This window comes from Novosphingobium pentaromativorans US6-1 (assembly GCF_000767465.1).
Taxonomy (GTDB): Bacteria; Pseudomonadota; Alphaproteobacteria; order Sphingomonadales; family Sphingomonadaceae; genus Novosphingobium; species Novosphingobium pentaromativorans.
In genome coordinates, this window is record NZ_CP009292.1 from 587,762 (window position 1) to 601,828 (window position 14,067).

Genomic DNA, 14,067 nt, shown 5'->3' on the forward strand with positions numbered 1-14,067 from the left:
CAAATAGACTCCCACTCAAGATCGCGGAAGCATTTATCGTGAATCGCCGGGGCATGTCCCGCCAATTTCATGCTTGAAGTAGCGATAAATTGGCATCTATTTGTATTTATATCTACAACACAGGCAGAATCATCCAATGGAAAAACTCGACGACATCGACCGGCGCATTCTGATGGAATTGCAAGCCAATGGCCGGATGACCAACCAGGATCTGTCGGAGCGCGTCGGCCTTTCTCCCAGCCCATGCCTTCGCCGCCTCAAGCAGCTGGAAACCGATGAGGTCATCACGCAATATGTGGCGCTCGTGAATCCGGAACGCGTCGGACTGGGCGTAACCGCTTTCGTCCGGGTACGCCTGGATCAACAGGATGATCGCCACCTTTCGATATTCGAAGAAGCCGTGGCGGACATTCCGGAAGTGATGGAATGCTACCTGATGACAGGCGATGCCGACTATCAATTACGCGTCATCGTCGACGATTTGCGCGCTTTCGAGGATTTTCTGCGCCACAAGCTGACCCGGATTGCCGGCGTGTCCCAACTGACGACCAGCTTCGCGCTTAGGCCAGTCGTCTACAAGACGGCCCTGCCCATCCACACGGCCCGCGAATAAGCCACGCACAGCCGTGCTTCACACCGGAATCAGCACGGGGCTGCATCTTCGCAGCGCAAGTGCTGTCCCGGCTGCGAAACGCCTCTTATTGCTGATGGATCGCCTTGGTGACGAGGCAGGCGTCCAGACCTTCGGGGCCATCCTCGGCGCCATGACCGCTTTCCTTTACCCCGCCGAAGGGCGCGTCGGCAGCGGCAGTAGTTGCGACATTTATGCCGACCATTCCCACTTCCAGCGCATCGCCGATCAGCATTGCTCGCTTCGCCGATTGCGTGAAGGCGTAACCAGCCAGCCCCATCGGCAGACTGTTGGCGCGCTCGACAACTTCATCGAGCGTCGCAAATGGGGTGAGCGAAGCAATGGGTCCGAAAGGCTCCTCGTTCATGATCCGGGCAGTTCCCGGAACGTCAGCCAGAACCGTCGGCTGCCAGAAGAACCCCTCATCGCCAATTGCTTCACCGCCGGTGATCAAACGGGCGCCGTTCGATACGGCGTCTTCGATCAGCCGTGCCATCGCCGCAGGACGACGAGGGTTCGCCATCGGTCCCATCTGAACGCCGTCATGCAGGCCGTTGCCGATCTTCAAGGCGCCGAACCGCTCGGCGAACGCGTCACGGAAGCGATCGTAGATCCCTTCCTGCACGAAGAAGCGCGTAGGCGAAACGCAAACCTGACCGCAATTGCGGCTCTTTGCCATCGCCAGCATCTGCACCGCCTGGTCCAGATCGGCATCGTCGAAGACGATCACCGGGGCGTGACCGCCTAGTTCCATCGTCGTGCGCTTGACGGTGTCTGCCGCAAGCTTGAGAAGATGCTTGCCGACCGGGATCGAGCCGGTGAAGCTGAGCTTGCGCACGATGGGGCTCGCCAGCAGGTGCCGCGATACCTGGTCCGGCTCACCGAATACGAGCTGGGCGACTCCTGTGGGCAGCCCGGCATCGAGAAGGGCCTTGAGGATTTCGATGGCTGCGCCGGGAGATTCTTCTGCTGGCTTGAGTATGACCGAACAGCCTGCGGCAATTGGGGCGCCGAACTTGCGGGCCGGATTGCCGATCGGGAAATTCCACGGGGCGAAGGCGGCCACTACGCCCACCGGTTCCTTGACGACGATCGAGCGACTGCCGGTCGGACGGACCAGTACGCGGCCATAAGTGCGCTTGCACTCTTCCGCGTAGAATTCGAACAGATTGGCCGCGACCTGGGCCTCTATCCGGGCCTCGCCGAAGGTCTTGCCTTCCTCGAGCGTGGCGATCCGGGCAATGTGGTCGGCGCGCTCGCGGATCAGCCCCGCAGCCGTCTTCAGTACCTGGGCACGCGTGGCAGCGTCAGTCCTGCGCCAAACGGCAAACCCGCGTTCGGCTGCATCCAATGCGCGGTCGAGATCATCCGCGGATACCAGCGGCAGCTCCGCGAGCGTGCCGCCGGTCGCCGGATTGACGACATTGTGGATCGCGCGGTTGCCCTGCCCGATCCACTCCCCGTCGATATGGAGCGCCAGGGATGGATATGTTGCGTCCGATGTCATTTCGTCCGACCTTTATTGTTGCTGCAGCCTTGGACTGCGACTTTGTATGATAGGCCTCGCCCGCAGAAGGGCCAATGCCGGTTCTATCGCTTAATTGGCTTCAGGCCATTGCGCGATGCCATTGTGTTCGCCGAGGAGCGGCGGGGTAAGCCGCACAGGCGGAGACGCCCCGCCGATCGCAAAGCCGATCATGGAAAGCGCTCCGGCCTTGGCATGGTCGCAAGTAACAATTGCGCGCAATTCGTCCAGTTGCTCAAGCTGCGAAACCATCTCGTAATCGGCGATGGGCGCGCAGATCAGGCCGGCGTCATCGAATTGTTCGAGCCAATATGCTGTCGGATGCTTCATCAGCGCTGCATTGATCTGCGCGGTAAGTTGCTCCCGATTTTCCAGTCGGGTTGCCAGATCGGCATATTCGGGAGCATCGAAAAGCTCGGGCCGTTCGATGATCCTGCAGAACGATGGCCAGTGGGCTTTCTGATAGGCCGCCACGAGAATGTACCCATCGGCTGTGCGATATGCCTCGTTCGGCGTGGCATAAGGCGCTCCGCTACCTGTTCGCAGCGGCAATTCCGATGACATCAGATAGGACGTCAACGTGATCTGCTGCATTATCAGGGCGCTGGAGAAAAGATTGATGTCGATGTGACCGACGCCTTCCCCCTTGTCGCGCTTGGCAAGAGCCGCAAGGATGGCAACGGTGGCCTGCAGGCCGGCAGACATGTCGACGATCGGCGTCTGGACCTTGCTCGGCGGGGAATCGGCATCCCCTGTAATGCTCATGAGACCGGATACGGCCTGAATGACCCCGTCCACGCCCGCCTTGCGCGACCAGGGACCGTGCTGACCGAAAGCCGAGATTGAGCAATACACCGCATCAGGATTGATCTTGCGCACGTCGTCAAAGCTCAGGCCGAGACGCTGCGCCACCCCGGGACGGTAGCCTTCGATGACAACATCGGCATCTGCGACCAGGCGCATGACCCGTTCGCGATCCTCGGCATCCTTGAGATCGGCCGTGATGCTGTACTTGTTGCGATTGAGCGAGAGATGCAGAACACTCTCCCCATTCGCAAATGGCGGTCCCAATCCGCGAGCGATGTCTCCGCTGGGCGGCTCGACCTTGATGACCACGGCCCCCAAGTCCGCAAGCAGCATCGAGCAGAGTGGGCCTGCAGCGATCTGCGAGAAGTCTATGACGCGGATGCCGGCCATGGCACCGACTAGCGGGTTCTCCTGGGGCGGCCCGGGCTTGTTATCACTGGACATGCTTACCGTCCCTTGAATTTCGCGGGGCGCTTTTCGGCAAAGGCCTTGCGCCCCTCTATCCGGTCCTCGCTATGCTTGAGCATGCCGAAGACCTCCTCGGTCTGATCGAATACGGCAGCGCGATCGACAACTTCGGTCTTGCGGGCGAGCCGCTTGGTCGCGGTGACCGACAGGGGGGCGTTGCCGGCAATCTGAAGCGCCAGCTCATGGGCCTTGCCTGCCAGATCGGCGTCTGCCCAGACGTCGCTCACCAATCCGATCCGCGCGGCCTCCACCGCGTCGATGCGGCCACCGGTCAGGAGCATCTTCATGGCGTGAGCCTGCGGTACCAGCCGCAACAGCAAGGGACCGCAAATGCCGGCGACGCTGCCTACTTTCACCTCGGGCAGCGCGAACGATGCGCTTTGCGCAGCGACACGCAGATCGCATTGCATCGCGATTTCAAGCCCGCCGCCCATGCAATAACCGTTGATCGCGGCGATCATCGGCTTCCAGATCCGCAACGTGTCGAAATTGAGCAGGCGCACGTAGGCGCCAAGCTCGGTCGCCTGCCGATCCGCGGCCGTCCACGCGCGCGCATAAAGCGCATCGCTCGCTGGCGTGTTCTTGAGATCCGAACCCACGCAAAAGGCCCTGTCGCCGACCCCGGTAAGGACGATGACGCGAACCTCGTCGTTGTCGCGCAACTCGACGAGCAGATCTCTCAGCGCAGATTGCGTGGCGATGTCCAGCGCGTTGAGCGCCTCGGGACGATTGAAGGAAATCGTGGCAACGCCATCGGCAATGGTGTGATCCAGAGCCATCTCAGACACTCGGGCTCGACAGGCTGCGTCCACCGCAGACGTAGAGGAGTTGTCCGGTCACGTAGGAACTGGCCGGAGCCGCGAAGAACAGGACGGCCTGAGCAACATCTTCCGGCAGCCCGATGCGCTTCATCGGAACGCTCGCCTTCAGCCGATCCTGGACTTCATCCTTGAAGTTCTTGAACAAAGGCGTCTCGATGATGCCGGGAGCGATGGCGTTCACGGTTACGCCTTTAGCCGCATATTCAATGGCCAGACTGCGCGTAAGACTGACTACTGCGCCTTTTGCAGCGGAGTAATTCGCCTGGCCGAATCCGCCCAGCCATGCCCGCGAAGAGATATTGATGACCCGTCCGAAGCCCCGCTGGGCCATGCCCGGCAGCACGGCGCGACAGGTAAGGAACTGGGAGCGCAGATTGGTTGCGATGACGAGATCCCAGTCCTCGTCTTCCATTTTTTCCAGCCGCTTGTCACGAACGACGCCGGCATTGTTGACCAGCACATTCACCGGACCGAGTTGCGCCGTCACCTGTCCGATGGCGGCTTCGACGTCTTCACGGCGCGTGACATCGCCGATGGCCGCGACGGCGCGCACGCCGGGGGCCACCTCTGCGAGCCTCGCGACAGCAACTTCAGCCGCCTCCCGATTGAGATCGAGAATTGCAATGTCATGACCGTTGCGTGCCAGCGTTTCGGCGATTCCGTAGCCAATACCCTGCGCGCCGCCGGTTACCAGCGCCACCGATGAGTCAGTCATAAGTCAGAGCCCCAGGAGATGGACGGCGGATGCGGCATGATCGACCCCGGCGATCCCGCCCCCGGTGCATTGCGTCAGCCCGATGCGCGCGTTCTCAACCTGTCTGCCGTGCGCGCGGCCTTCGAGCTGCCAGGCAACCTCGACCATTTGCGCCACGCCGGTAGCGCCCAACGGGTGTCCTTTCGCCAGCAGGCCGCCGCTGGGATTGACAGGCACGCGCCCCCCTAGGGCCGTAGCGCCCGAACGCAAGAAAGCGCCGCTTTCACCTGGTGCGCACAGCCCCAGCGCTTCGTAGTAAAGCAGTTCGGCGATGGTGAAGGCATCGTGCAGTTCGACGACGTTCACCGCTTCGGGCCCGAGCCCGGCCTGCTCATAGGCAAGCCGCGCCGTGCGCGCCGTGATCTCTGCGTCAAGAATGTCGTCGCAGCCTTCCTCGATATGGCCCGACTGCACTGCCGAAGCCAGGATACGCGTCGCCGGTCGTCCATGGGTGGGCCGCTTGGTTGTCAGCACCAGGGCGGCCGCACCGTCGACCATCGAGGGGCAGCACTGCAGGAGGGTCAAGGGTTCGGCTACCGGCCGCGATGCCATGACCTCTTCGAGGGTGACCTCCTTCTGCTGCTGTGCAAGGGGATTTCGCGCGCCGTGTGCCCGGTTCTTCACAGCAATCATGCCGAGCGTATCCGCCGGTTCGCCGCGTTCATGCAGATAGCGGGTGCCGCGCATCGCATAGACCGTGGGCAGGGTCATGCCTGCCTTGGCGTAAAGGTCGGTCTTGTAATCGTTGCGTTGCAGCGGAATCGTGCCGCCGCCCAGAGCCGTGAGCATCTCCACGCCCCAGACCAGCACCGTCTCGTAAAGGCCGAGCTGCAGCGCCTGACGGGCCAGATGCACCGCGGTTGCGCCGCTCGCGCAAGCGTTCTCGACGTTATAGAGTGGCGGCCCGGTAATCCCGAGATCGCGGACGAGTACTTGTCCCAGGACCATGCCGCCATAGACGTTGGCGTTGTACATCGCTTCGATCTCGCCAGCCGTCACTTCCGCGTCGGCCAAGGCATCGAGGACAGCGTTCTGCACCAGATCCTGCATCGAGCGCGTCGTGTGCCGCGCGAATGGCGTCATAGCCGCCCCGGCTATGTAGATTTCTTTCGTCATCTCAGACTTTCGTGGGAACTAGAAGGTATTCGGGACCGGACTGCGTGTCCGCCTGCGGCTCCAGGCGCAGCGCCATGCCCACTTCAGGCCGCTCGTCGGGCCCGAGATCGAGCTTGCCGAAAACCCTCAGCTCACCCTGGAAGTCGGCATAGCCGAGCGAGAACGGCGACTCGCCTGTCTTGGGATTGGGGTGGATCGTGGTGTAGCTGTAGAGCACCGCTTCGTTCGGCACTTGCGCCGGCTCAAACAGACCTTCGACTGCACTTCCTTCAGGAATGCGGGGAAATACAAGTTTCCCACTCGATCTGGACCGCGAACAGCTGACGATGTCAGGCAAACCATCCTCCCGTATTTTCCGCCCCACTCTGATCGACGGAATTGGATTTGATGGTACGATGATAAAGTGAAGCAAACCGCCGGATAAAGCGGTATATCGGCTGGGGATAGTTGACTAAACCTCAACTGCAACTTAAGCGCCGAGCCATGAAAAGATTGCCTCCTCTGAATGCTTTGCGGGCCTTTGAGGCTGCCGGCAGATTGCGGTCCATCAGACGCGCGGCCGAAGAACTGAATGTCACGCCCGGCGCCGTCAGCAGACAGGTGCAGAGCCTTGAAATATTCCTGGGCCAGCAGATGTTCCGCCGCGACCCCCGCGAGATCGTGCTGACCGCAGAAGGTGAGCAGTATCTTGCCACGATCAGCCGTTGTCTGGATGAAATCCGCGATGCGACGGAGTATCTTTGCGGACCGCAGGTCGGGCAGGTCCTGAGAATCAGAAGCTACATGACTTTCGCGATGCGCTGGCTGATTCCGCGCATCGGCAATTTCCAGGAAATGAACCCGGATGTCGAGATCCGGATCACGACCTCGAACGATCCTGTCGACTTCGAGCGCGAGAGCGTCGATGCCGCCGTCCGTCTCGGCGACGGTGACTGGCCCGACCTGGCGGTCGAACGCCTGATGGACAATTGCCTGACGCCGGTTTGCAGCCCCGCGTACCTCGAAGAACACCCGATTTCGTGTGTTGCGGATCTTGCCGGCAAGACCTTGCTGCACTCCACCGTGCGAGCGCACGATTGGCAGCAGTGGAACGAGAAGCACGGCAACCCCTCGATCGATCCTTTCTCCGGCTTCAAATATGCGAGCTCGGCCCTCGCCTACCAGGCGTCCATGGAAGGCCACGGGATCGCCATCGCGCAATTGGGGTTGATCCAGTCGGATCTTGCAGCCGGGCGGCTGGTCAGGCCTTTGCCCGAGGTCCTCAACATGGGCGATTTCACCTATTACCTGGTCTATCCCAAGAACCGGACGCGCAATCCCTCGTTTCGCAAGTTTCGGGAATGGCTCGAGGCTGAAATCGCGTCGACGCACGCGACCGACGAGAAATAATCGGTTTGCCGCACCGCTGCGATGATAGCGGTGCGGCAAGCCTTTCCTAAATTCAGTACTTGTCCAGGTCTTCGGAAAAGACGACCGGTCCATCGTAATATTGCGAAATCAGCTTGCGATAGGCGATCTCATCGTCCGGCGTCACGGTTCCGGGCACGATGTGCGTCAGAGCTACGGCCTTCACGCCAGCAGCCTTCGCGAGTTTGCCGACTTCCTCATAAGGCATGTGCTGCGTTTCCTGATGTTCGATGAGGTGCTGCATCGTCTGCGGATCGATGTCGGGACGCAGCTGCTTCATCATCGCGACAATCTTCGGCACGTCGATGACCTCTGAAACAAGCAGGTCTGCGCCTTTTGCAAGCCGTTCGACATTGGTGCTAGGGCCGGTATCACCGGTATAGACGATCGACCGGTCAGGTAGGTCGAAGCGCAAGGCCAGCGACTTGTACTTGCGATCCTGCTCGCTACCGGGAGCGAAAGTGTAGTGGGTATTCTGCGCCGCAGTGACCTTCGCATCACCGATCGTAACGACTGAACCATCGGTGATCTCGACGACCTTGATCGTGTCGCGCGGATCTGCAACCTTTTCACCGGGAACGCCGAAGCCGGCGGCGGCAAAGGGCTTCATGGCTTCGAGCAGGCCATTGACGAAATCAACCGTGCCGGGAGGTCCATAGACCGTTATCACTTCCGGAAAATTGCTCTGATAATGCAGGGATAATATGCCCATCGCGCCTGCGGTGTGATCGAAATGCATGTGGCTGAGAAATACAGCACGGACCTTGTCCAGCGGCAGGCCCGCCTTGGCCATCTGCTGGGCCGCCCCGTCGCCGGTATCGACAAGGATGATGGAGCCATCGTCGAGGACCAGGGCATTGGCGGGCTGCGATCTGTCCGGCCTGGAAAGTGGGCCACCTTGCGTACCCAGTGTCACGAAAGTGCTGCACCAGCCATTTGACGAAAGTGTCATGGCGCTAACTGCAAGCAATGAAAGCAAGGCCTTGCGCATTATATTCCTCTCCTTTGGGGACTCTTGTTTTCGAGCCGTTCTGTCACGGGGTGATATCGCAATGAAGTTCGATCACTCCTGCTCGGGGAATTCCGTTCCATCCTTTCGGCGCCAGCCTTTGCCGTGGAACAGATGCATATCGATATCCGGATAGTGGCAATCGCCTCTACCATGTGCACCCACAGCCACCAGCGTACAGGGCTGATCGCCTTCATTGACCAGCATGTGACCGTTACCGTCGTTCTTGGGGAAGACGGCCATGTCACCGGGAACCATGAGAGTGCGCCCCGTATCGTCAACCAGCGTCGCAGTGCCGGACAGCACGACCACGAATTCGTCTTCCTGCTCGTGCCAGTGCCGCTGCGATGACTGCGCGCCCGGTTCGAGCGTCACATGACTTACTCCGAAATCCTCGAACTTCGCAGCGCTTCCGACACGGCGCGTCCAGCGACCCGCAAACGGTCCGGCGAACTCGGCCGGATACGGCGTACCGTTGCTCGCCGGTATGGTCTCGAGCGCGATCTTAGGCATTGGCAACCCTCTGCTTCACGGCGCCGGTCTCAAGCTCGACGTCTGGACGTAATGATATCGGCGGCGCGCCAGGCCATGGCCATGACACTGGCGTTGGTACCGGCCGAAACCATGGTCGGCATGACCGAGCAATCGACGACCCGCAAACCGGCAACGCCGCGCACCTTGAGATCGTTGTCGACCACCGAATTCTGGTCGGCGCCCATCCGGCACGTTCCTGTCGCGTGATAGACCGGATTCCCGCTGCGAAGCGTGGCATCGACGATCGCCTCGTCACTGTCGATCGCGCGGCCCGGCGTGGTCTCTTCCGCAAGGTAAGGGGCCAGGGCTGGCTGATCGAACATCCGGCGCATGAACCGAACCATGTCGACGGCGGTACGGCGGTCGTGCTCGGTGGCGAGGAAGTTCGTGGTAATGTGCGGCTGGACAGCCGGATCCGAAGACGTGATGCCGATCGAGCCGAGGCTTTCGGGCTGCAACTGGTAGACCCCGAAATTGATGCCATGATCGGTCTCGAACCGGATAACCCCCGGAGGCGCGCTGCGATCGCGGGAAAACAACCCGCCCACGAAGTGCGCGTCTGCGCGCTCAAGCCCCTCACGGGTCCGGAAGTTGCCGTGCACTTCGTGCGCGCTTGTCCCCATGACGCCGCCATGGGTAAGCATGTATTGCACCATGTTCTTCACGAGGCGCCAGCCCGAGAACTGGAGATTGTGGCTCAATGGTTGCTTCAGGCGATACTGCAGCGCACAAAGCCAGTGATCGCGCAGGTTCTGACCGACTTCGCTTCTTTCAAGCAACAGTTCGACGCCGGCCTCCTTGAGGACCTGGCTATCGCCGATGCCCGACAATTGCAGAAGCTGCGGCGACTGTATCGTGCCGGCACAGAGGATAACGTCCCCCGTCGTCTCGAAAGTTGCCGGGCCCGAGGGCGTGCGGCACTGGATCCCGCAAGCCGTCGCCCCCTTGAACAGCACTTTCTCGACGAGAGTCTCCACGACGATATGCAGGTTGGGCCGATGGCGCACGGGGTCGAGGAAGGCCGAAGCTGCGGTGACGCGCCTGCCGTTCTTGATCGTGCGATTGACGTATCCCACGCCCTCGATATCCAACCGGTTGATGTCGTCCCGGCGTTCGAGCCCCATGGAAACGCCGGCATCGATCAGCGCATCGCTGAGCCTGCTGTGATAGGGGTGGGGCGAGATATGCATCGGCCCACCGGCACCGCGCAGTTCGTCAGCGCCCAGGGCATGGTCCTCCAGCGCGCGAAAGCAGGGCGCCATGGCCTCCCAGCTCCAGTTCGTCAGACCGCTGGCGGCCCAGCCGTCGAAGTCTTCCGGCTGCGGGCGAAGGTAGAGCGATCCATTCACCGCGCTGCTTCCGCCAACCACACGTCCGCGCGGCCATGGCGGCGAATTGTGGCGGGCAGGATCGGCGCTCTCGGTCATGAACCGGCGCACATAAGTGTCCTCGCCCAGCACCTTGCCGATGCCTTTCGGCATCGAGATCATCAGCGACTTGGGTTCCGGTCCAGCTTCGACGAGAAGGACACTGACCGCCGGGTCTGCACTCAACCGGTTGGCCAGCACACACCCGGCAGATCCGGCACCGACTATGATATAGTCATAAGCTGGCATTTCCACCTCCGGCCCGGTTTACTTGACCGGAACATCGAAGCGGCCAACGCGCTCGATCGCCACCTGCATGACGTCCCCGGGCACTACCGGACCGACACCGTCGGGCGTTCCCGTCATAATGACGTCTCCCGGTTCGAGCGTATAGAAGCGCGATGCGAAGGCGATCAGGCCGGGAACCGTCATGAGCAATTCGCTGGTCCGCGAATCCTGGCGGGCTTCTCCATTGACCTCCAGAGACAGGGCGACATTGGAAGGATCGCCGAATTCGTCGGCCGTCACCATCCAGGGGCCCAGCACCGTATAGCAATCGACCGACTTGCGCAGCGAGCGCTCTTCCGGCCCGCGCACCGTCATGTCGAGGCCGATCGTGTAACCGGCCACGTGATCCAGGGCATCGGCTTCAGCAATGTGCCGGCCTTGCTTGCCGATGACCACGGCAAGCTCGACCTCGTGGTCGGTACGGCGCTCGGGAAAGCTGACTGTAACGCCTTCGCTTACGCCGACCACCGAACTGGTCGCCTTGAGAAACAGGCCGATTTCCGCGACGCGCCTGACCTGCGCCTCGGCGAAAGTCGAAGGGTCGGCTTCCGCTTCCTGCTGGTGGGCCAGGTAATTGACCGGGGCGCCGAGGACCTTTCCGGGATTGCCGACGGGCGGATCGAAACGCACGTCAGACACGGCAAACCGAGGTGCGTCCGCCGCAGCGTCACGCATTTTCGGCAGGAGCGTGGCAAGATTGGCGATGACCACGTCATGCCTGGGGAATGGCGGACGATGCTGCGGCAGGTTCTCGAGCACGTCCGTAACGTCGTAAACCGTTTCGCCTTCGACGACGCCAAGACGCCCATCATTGAAATAACAGATCTTCACCGCTTCGGCTCCTCTAATTCATTGTATCGGTGAGGGAAACTTTCACTCGATTTCTGCGGCTTCGCGCACCGAGTTTATCATTGAAGTTTCCATGAGATAGGCCCTGGCGCGAACCGGATCTTCGGCAATGGCCCGTTGCTCGTCCAGATTCTGGCGTCGCACGACAGGATCGCGCTCCTCCAGCATGCGCTTGTTGCGAATGCTCATGGCCTGAATATGCTTGTGATGAATTGGCCGCCGCTGCCGGTCGTAGCGATCGAACAATTCGACGGAATCGGCACCGTTATGCCAGATCTCGATAAGTTTCGCCGAAATGTTCACCGCATCGTGGATCCCGCTGTTGAGACCCAGGCCACCAAGGGGGTTGTTGGCATGCGCAGCATCGCCCGCCACGATCAGGCGATCCCGCGCAAAGCATGTGGCAACCCTCTGATGCACGCGGTAGATCGAATTGTAATGCAGGGGGAATACACCGCCGGGGGGTTCGGGGTTTGCGCTGCCAAGGATGTGGAACAGCTTCTTCTGCAGGTTTTCCGGCTGCAATTCCTGCTTTTCATCGACCTCCGGGCCGATGGGGTAGACGATCCGCCAGATACCGGGCGGGCCCGTATCAGGTACGTGGAATACTGCCGCCCATGCCTCCGGGTCGGAGATATATCCGGCGCCCGCGAAGCCCAGGTCGTGCAGTTGATAGGAAGTGCTGGTCGCCAGGTAGCGGTCTTCCCAGGTGAAGCCCTCGTAATTGACGCCCATTGCCTCGCGCACGACGCTTCGCACGCCCTCGCATCCGATTGCGTAGCGCCCCCGGAACGTGTCGCTTGCCGTTTCGACGGTGACGCCGTCGCTGTCCGGATTAACCGCCGTAACGCGTTGCCCGAACTGGACCTCCACTGACGGCGTGGTCGTCCGGATCAGATCCAGCAGGATCGGAGTGAGGCGATGCTGTTCCAGATGCAGGCGATATGGAAAGCGCGTTTCGTCTGCCAGCAGGTTCAGGTCGAAATCGGCCACAAGGCCCTCTACCCGGTCCCGCAATTGCCAATGGGCATGCGGTAGCCCGCCCGCTGCGAACATCCGCTCAGCAGCGCCGAGGCGGTCGAGCATCTCGATCGTCGGAGGATGGAACGCACCTGCACGCAAGTCATGGGTCAGCTGCTGCTCCGCTTCGAGCACCAGCACCGGAATGTCCGCCATGCCAAGCGACAATGCGGTGGTCAGACCGGTCGGCCCGGCCCCTATGATAATTATGGGATCAGCCAAGACTGATTTCCTCTCACCTGTTTTAGCGGCTGCCTTGCAGGATGAGCCGAGGCCCGCCGCGCTTGTTTCTGTGGGTCAATGCCCGGGCAGGAATTGCGGCACATCGCGACCGTTGACAAAGTCGATGATCGCGTCGGCCGCGGCGGTAGCGAACTGGTCGTACATCTCATCGGTCGGCCAGCCCAGATGGGGCGTCAGCACGGTATTGGGCAGGCCGCGCAGCGGATGATCTTCAGCAAGTGGCTCGCTTTCGAATACGTCCAGCGCGGCACCGGCGATACCCCCCGCCCGCAAAACGTCGACCAGGGCCGCCTCGTCGATAATGGCCCCGCGAGCCGTATTCACCAGATAAGCCGTCGGCTTCATGAGGCCAAGCAACTCCCGGCTTATCATTCCGGTCGTCTGCGGACTGAGCGTCGCATGAATGGAAACCACGTCGCTTTCGGCCATGAGCGCCTCAAGCGTACGGTATTCGCAATTTTCCGCCGCGGCAGTTTCGGGAGTCAGGCGCGAGCCCCATGCGAGCACACGCATTCCGAAGACCTGCGCGATGCGCGCAACGAACTTGCCGATATTGCCCAGCCCGACGATGCCGAGCGTCTTGCCGCGCAGGACGCGCGTCATCGGCATGGGCCATTCACCCCTGCGCATCGCCTGGTCGGTAGCCGGGATCTGACGCATGATCGCCATCATCAGTCCGAATGCCAGCTCGCCCGCGGCGCCGCAAAAGCCCCCGGTCGCCTTGGCAATGACCAATCCGCGCTCTTGCGCTGCGGCGAGGTCAATATGGTAGGCATGGTTGCCTGTCTGGGCGATGATCCGGGCATCGGGCAAACGGGCAATATAGTCTGCCGTAAGCTTGGTGCGTTCGCGCGTTGCCACGATCGCTTCGTAGCCCCGCAACGCCTCAGGTCCGGCGAGGGGCTCGGTGAAGATCGTAACCTCGCCGATTTCCTTCAGTCTTTTCACGCCATCCGTTTCGGCATAGGCGCAGTGAAAGTCGTCGAGAAAAGCAATCTTCAACTTGTCCTCCCCAGAAGTCCCGTATGCCGCGTTATCTCTCAGCTGGCCGCTGCGCCGGCAACCGAAGTTAGCGTATAGCGACGTTGCGTTTTCGTCACGTAGGAGACGATGTGACAACTTTCGCGGCACGGTGTTGAGAATGACTCAACGATCGGTATGAACCAGGCGAGCCCCCGCCTGGCTGGTCAAGCCATCGCGCACCCGCGCGCAAGACGGCGGACATTCG

At 61.2% G+C, this 14,067-nt stretch carries 14 protein-coding genes; 2 read left to right on the top strand and 12 right to left on the bottom strand.

What is annotated here, in order from left to right:
- Nucleotides 1-136: 136 nt before the first annotated feature.
- Nucleotides 137-613 carry an Lrp/AsnC family transcriptional regulator gene (locus tag JI59_RS21315; RefSeq protein ID WP_007014289.1) on the top strand — a complete coding sequence of 159 codons (477 nt, stop codon included), beginning with the start codon at nucleotides 137-139 and terminating at the stop codon, nucleotides 611-613.
- Between the two features lie 85 nt (nucleotides 614-698).
- Here JI59_RS21315 and JI59_RS21320 read toward each other — a convergent pair whose 3' ends face one another.
- The 6 genes from JI59_RS21320 to JI59_RS27170 form a co-directional block, all read right to left on the bottom strand.
- Complete coding sequence (locus JI59_RS21320) at nucleotides 699-2,138, bottom strand: NAD-dependent succinate-semialdehyde dehydrogenase (RefSeq protein ID WP_007014288.1); 1,440 nt, start codon at nucleotides 2,136-2,138, stop codon at nucleotides 699-701.
- Between the two features lie 90 nt (nucleotides 2,139-2,228).
- Complete coding sequence (locus JI59_RS21325; protein ID WP_138921457.1) at nucleotides 2,229-3,407, bottom strand: CaiB/BaiF CoA transferase family protein; 1,179 nt, start codon at nucleotides 3,405-3,407, stop codon at nucleotides 2,229-2,231.
- A gap of 2 nt (nucleotides 3,408-3,409) precedes the next feature.
- On the bottom strand, nucleotides 3,410-4,210 hold the full coding sequence (locus tag JI59_RS21330; RefSeq protein ID WP_007014286.1) for an enoyl-CoA hydratase/isomerase family protein: 801 nt from the start codon (nucleotides 4,208-4,210) through the stop codon (nucleotides 3,410-3,412).
- A 1-nt stretch (nucleotide 4,211) separates the two neighbouring features.
- The gene (locus JI59_RS21335) at nucleotides 4,212-4,967 is read right to left on the bottom strand and encodes an SDR family NAD(P)-dependent oxidoreductase (RefSeq protein WP_039857770.1); all 756 of its coding nucleotides are present in this window, start codon (nucleotides 4,965-4,967) and stop codon (nucleotides 4,212-4,214) included.
- A 3-nt stretch (nucleotides 4,968-4,970) separates the two neighbouring features.
- Nucleotides 4,971-6,122 (bottom strand): thiolase family protein, encoded by a 1,152-nt coding sequence (locus tag JI59_RS21340; protein ID WP_007014284.1) that lies wholly within the window; start codon nucleotides 6,120-6,122, stop codon nucleotides 4,971-4,973.
- A gap of 1 nt (nucleotide 6,123) precedes the next feature.
- Entirely contained in the window at nucleotides 6,124-6,354 is a 231-nt protein-coding gene (locus JI59_RS27170; protein ID WP_007014283.1) for an OB-fold domain-containing protein, read from the bottom strand.
- A 251-nt stretch (nucleotides 6,355-6,605) separates the two neighbouring features.
- Between JI59_RS27170 and gcvA the strand changes: the two genes are divergently transcribed.
- Nucleotides 6,606-7,511, top strand: coding sequence for a transcriptional regulator GcvA (gene gcvA, locus JI59_RS21350; RefSeq protein ID WP_007014282.1), 906 nt, complete (start codon nucleotides 6,606-6,608; stop codon nucleotides 7,509-7,511).
- A gap of 52 nt (nucleotides 7,512-7,563) precedes the next feature.
- Here the strand turns inward: gcvA and JI59_RS21355 are convergent, their stop codons facing one another.
- The 6 genes from JI59_RS21355 to JI59_RS21380 form a co-directional block, all read right to left on the bottom strand.
- A complete protein-coding gene (locus JI59_RS21355) occupies nucleotides 7,564-8,481 on the bottom strand; it encodes an MBL fold metallo-hydrolase (protein WP_203226099.1) in 918 nt (305 codons plus the stop codon).
- Nucleotides 8,482-8,592: 111 nt separating this feature from the next.
- Nucleotides 8,593-9,051, bottom strand: a complete 459-nt coding sequence (locus JI59_RS21360) for a cupin domain-containing protein (RefSeq protein WP_007014280.1) — start codon at nucleotides 9,049-9,051, stop codon at nucleotides 8,593-8,595.
- 29 nt (nucleotides 9,052-9,080) lie between these two features.
- Entirely contained in the window at nucleotides 9,081-10,688 is a 1,608-nt protein-coding gene (locus tag JI59_RS21365; RefSeq protein WP_039857767.1) for a GMC family oxidoreductase, read from the bottom strand.
- A gap of 18 nt (nucleotides 10,689-10,706) precedes the next feature.
- Nucleotides 10,707-11,558 (bottom strand): fumarylacetoacetate hydrolase family protein, encoded by an 852-nt coding sequence (locus JI59_RS21370; RefSeq protein WP_007014278.1) that lies wholly within the window; start codon nucleotides 11,556-11,558, stop codon nucleotides 10,707-10,709.
- 42 nt (nucleotides 11,559-11,600) lie between these two features.
- Nucleotides 11,601-12,818 (bottom strand): FAD-dependent oxidoreductase, encoded by a 1,218-nt coding sequence (locus tag JI59_RS21375; protein ID WP_039857764.1) that lies wholly within the window; start codon nucleotides 12,816-12,818, stop codon nucleotides 11,601-11,603.
- 75 nt (nucleotides 12,819-12,893) lie between these two features.
- Entirely contained in the window at nucleotides 12,894-13,841 is a 948-nt protein-coding gene (locus tag JI59_RS21380) for a D-2-hydroxyacid dehydrogenase family protein (RefSeq protein ID WP_007014276.1), read from the bottom strand.
- Nucleotides 13,842-14,067 lie beyond the last annotated feature (226 nt).

Bases quoted from the DNA above. Each gene is read 5' to 3' on its own strand.
- JI59_RS21315 (WP_007014289.1), top strand. From the start codon at position 137: ATGGAAAAACTCGACGACATCGACCGGCGCATTCTGATGGAATTGCAA.
- JI59_RS21320 (WP_007014288.1), bottom strand. From the start codon at position 2,138: ATGACATCGGACGCAACATATCCATCCCTGGCGCTCCATATCGACGGG.
- JI59_RS21325 (WP_138921457.1), bottom strand. From the start codon at position 3,407: ATGTCCAGTGATAACAAGCCCGGGCCGCCCCAGGAGAACCCGCTAGTC.
- JI59_RS21330 (WP_007014286.1), bottom strand. From the start codon at position 4,210: ATGGCTCTGGATCACACCATTGCCGATGGCGTTGCCACGATTTCCTTC.
- JI59_RS21335 (WP_039857770.1), bottom strand. From the start codon at position 4,967: ATGACTGACTCATCGGTGGCGCTGGTAACCGGCGGCGCGCAGGGTATT.
- JI59_RS21340 (WP_007014284.1), bottom strand. From the start codon at position 6,122: ATGACGAAAGAAATCTACATAGCCGGGGCGGCTATGACGCCATTCGCG.
- gcvA (WP_007014282.1), top strand. From the start codon at position 6,606: ATGAAAAGATTGCCTCCTCTGAATGCTTTGCGGGCCTTTGAGGCTGCC.
- JI59_RS21355 (WP_203226099.1), bottom strand. From the start codon at position 8,481: ATGACACTTTCGTCAAATGGCTGGTGCAGCACTTTCGTGACACTGGGT.
- JI59_RS21360 (WP_007014280.1), bottom strand. From the start codon at position 9,051: ATGCCTAAGATCGCGCTCGAGACCATACCGGCGAGCAACGGTACGCCG.
- JI59_RS21365 (WP_039857767.1), bottom strand. From the start codon at position 10,688: ATGCCAGCTTATGACTATATCATAGTCGGTGCCGGATCTGCCGGGTGT.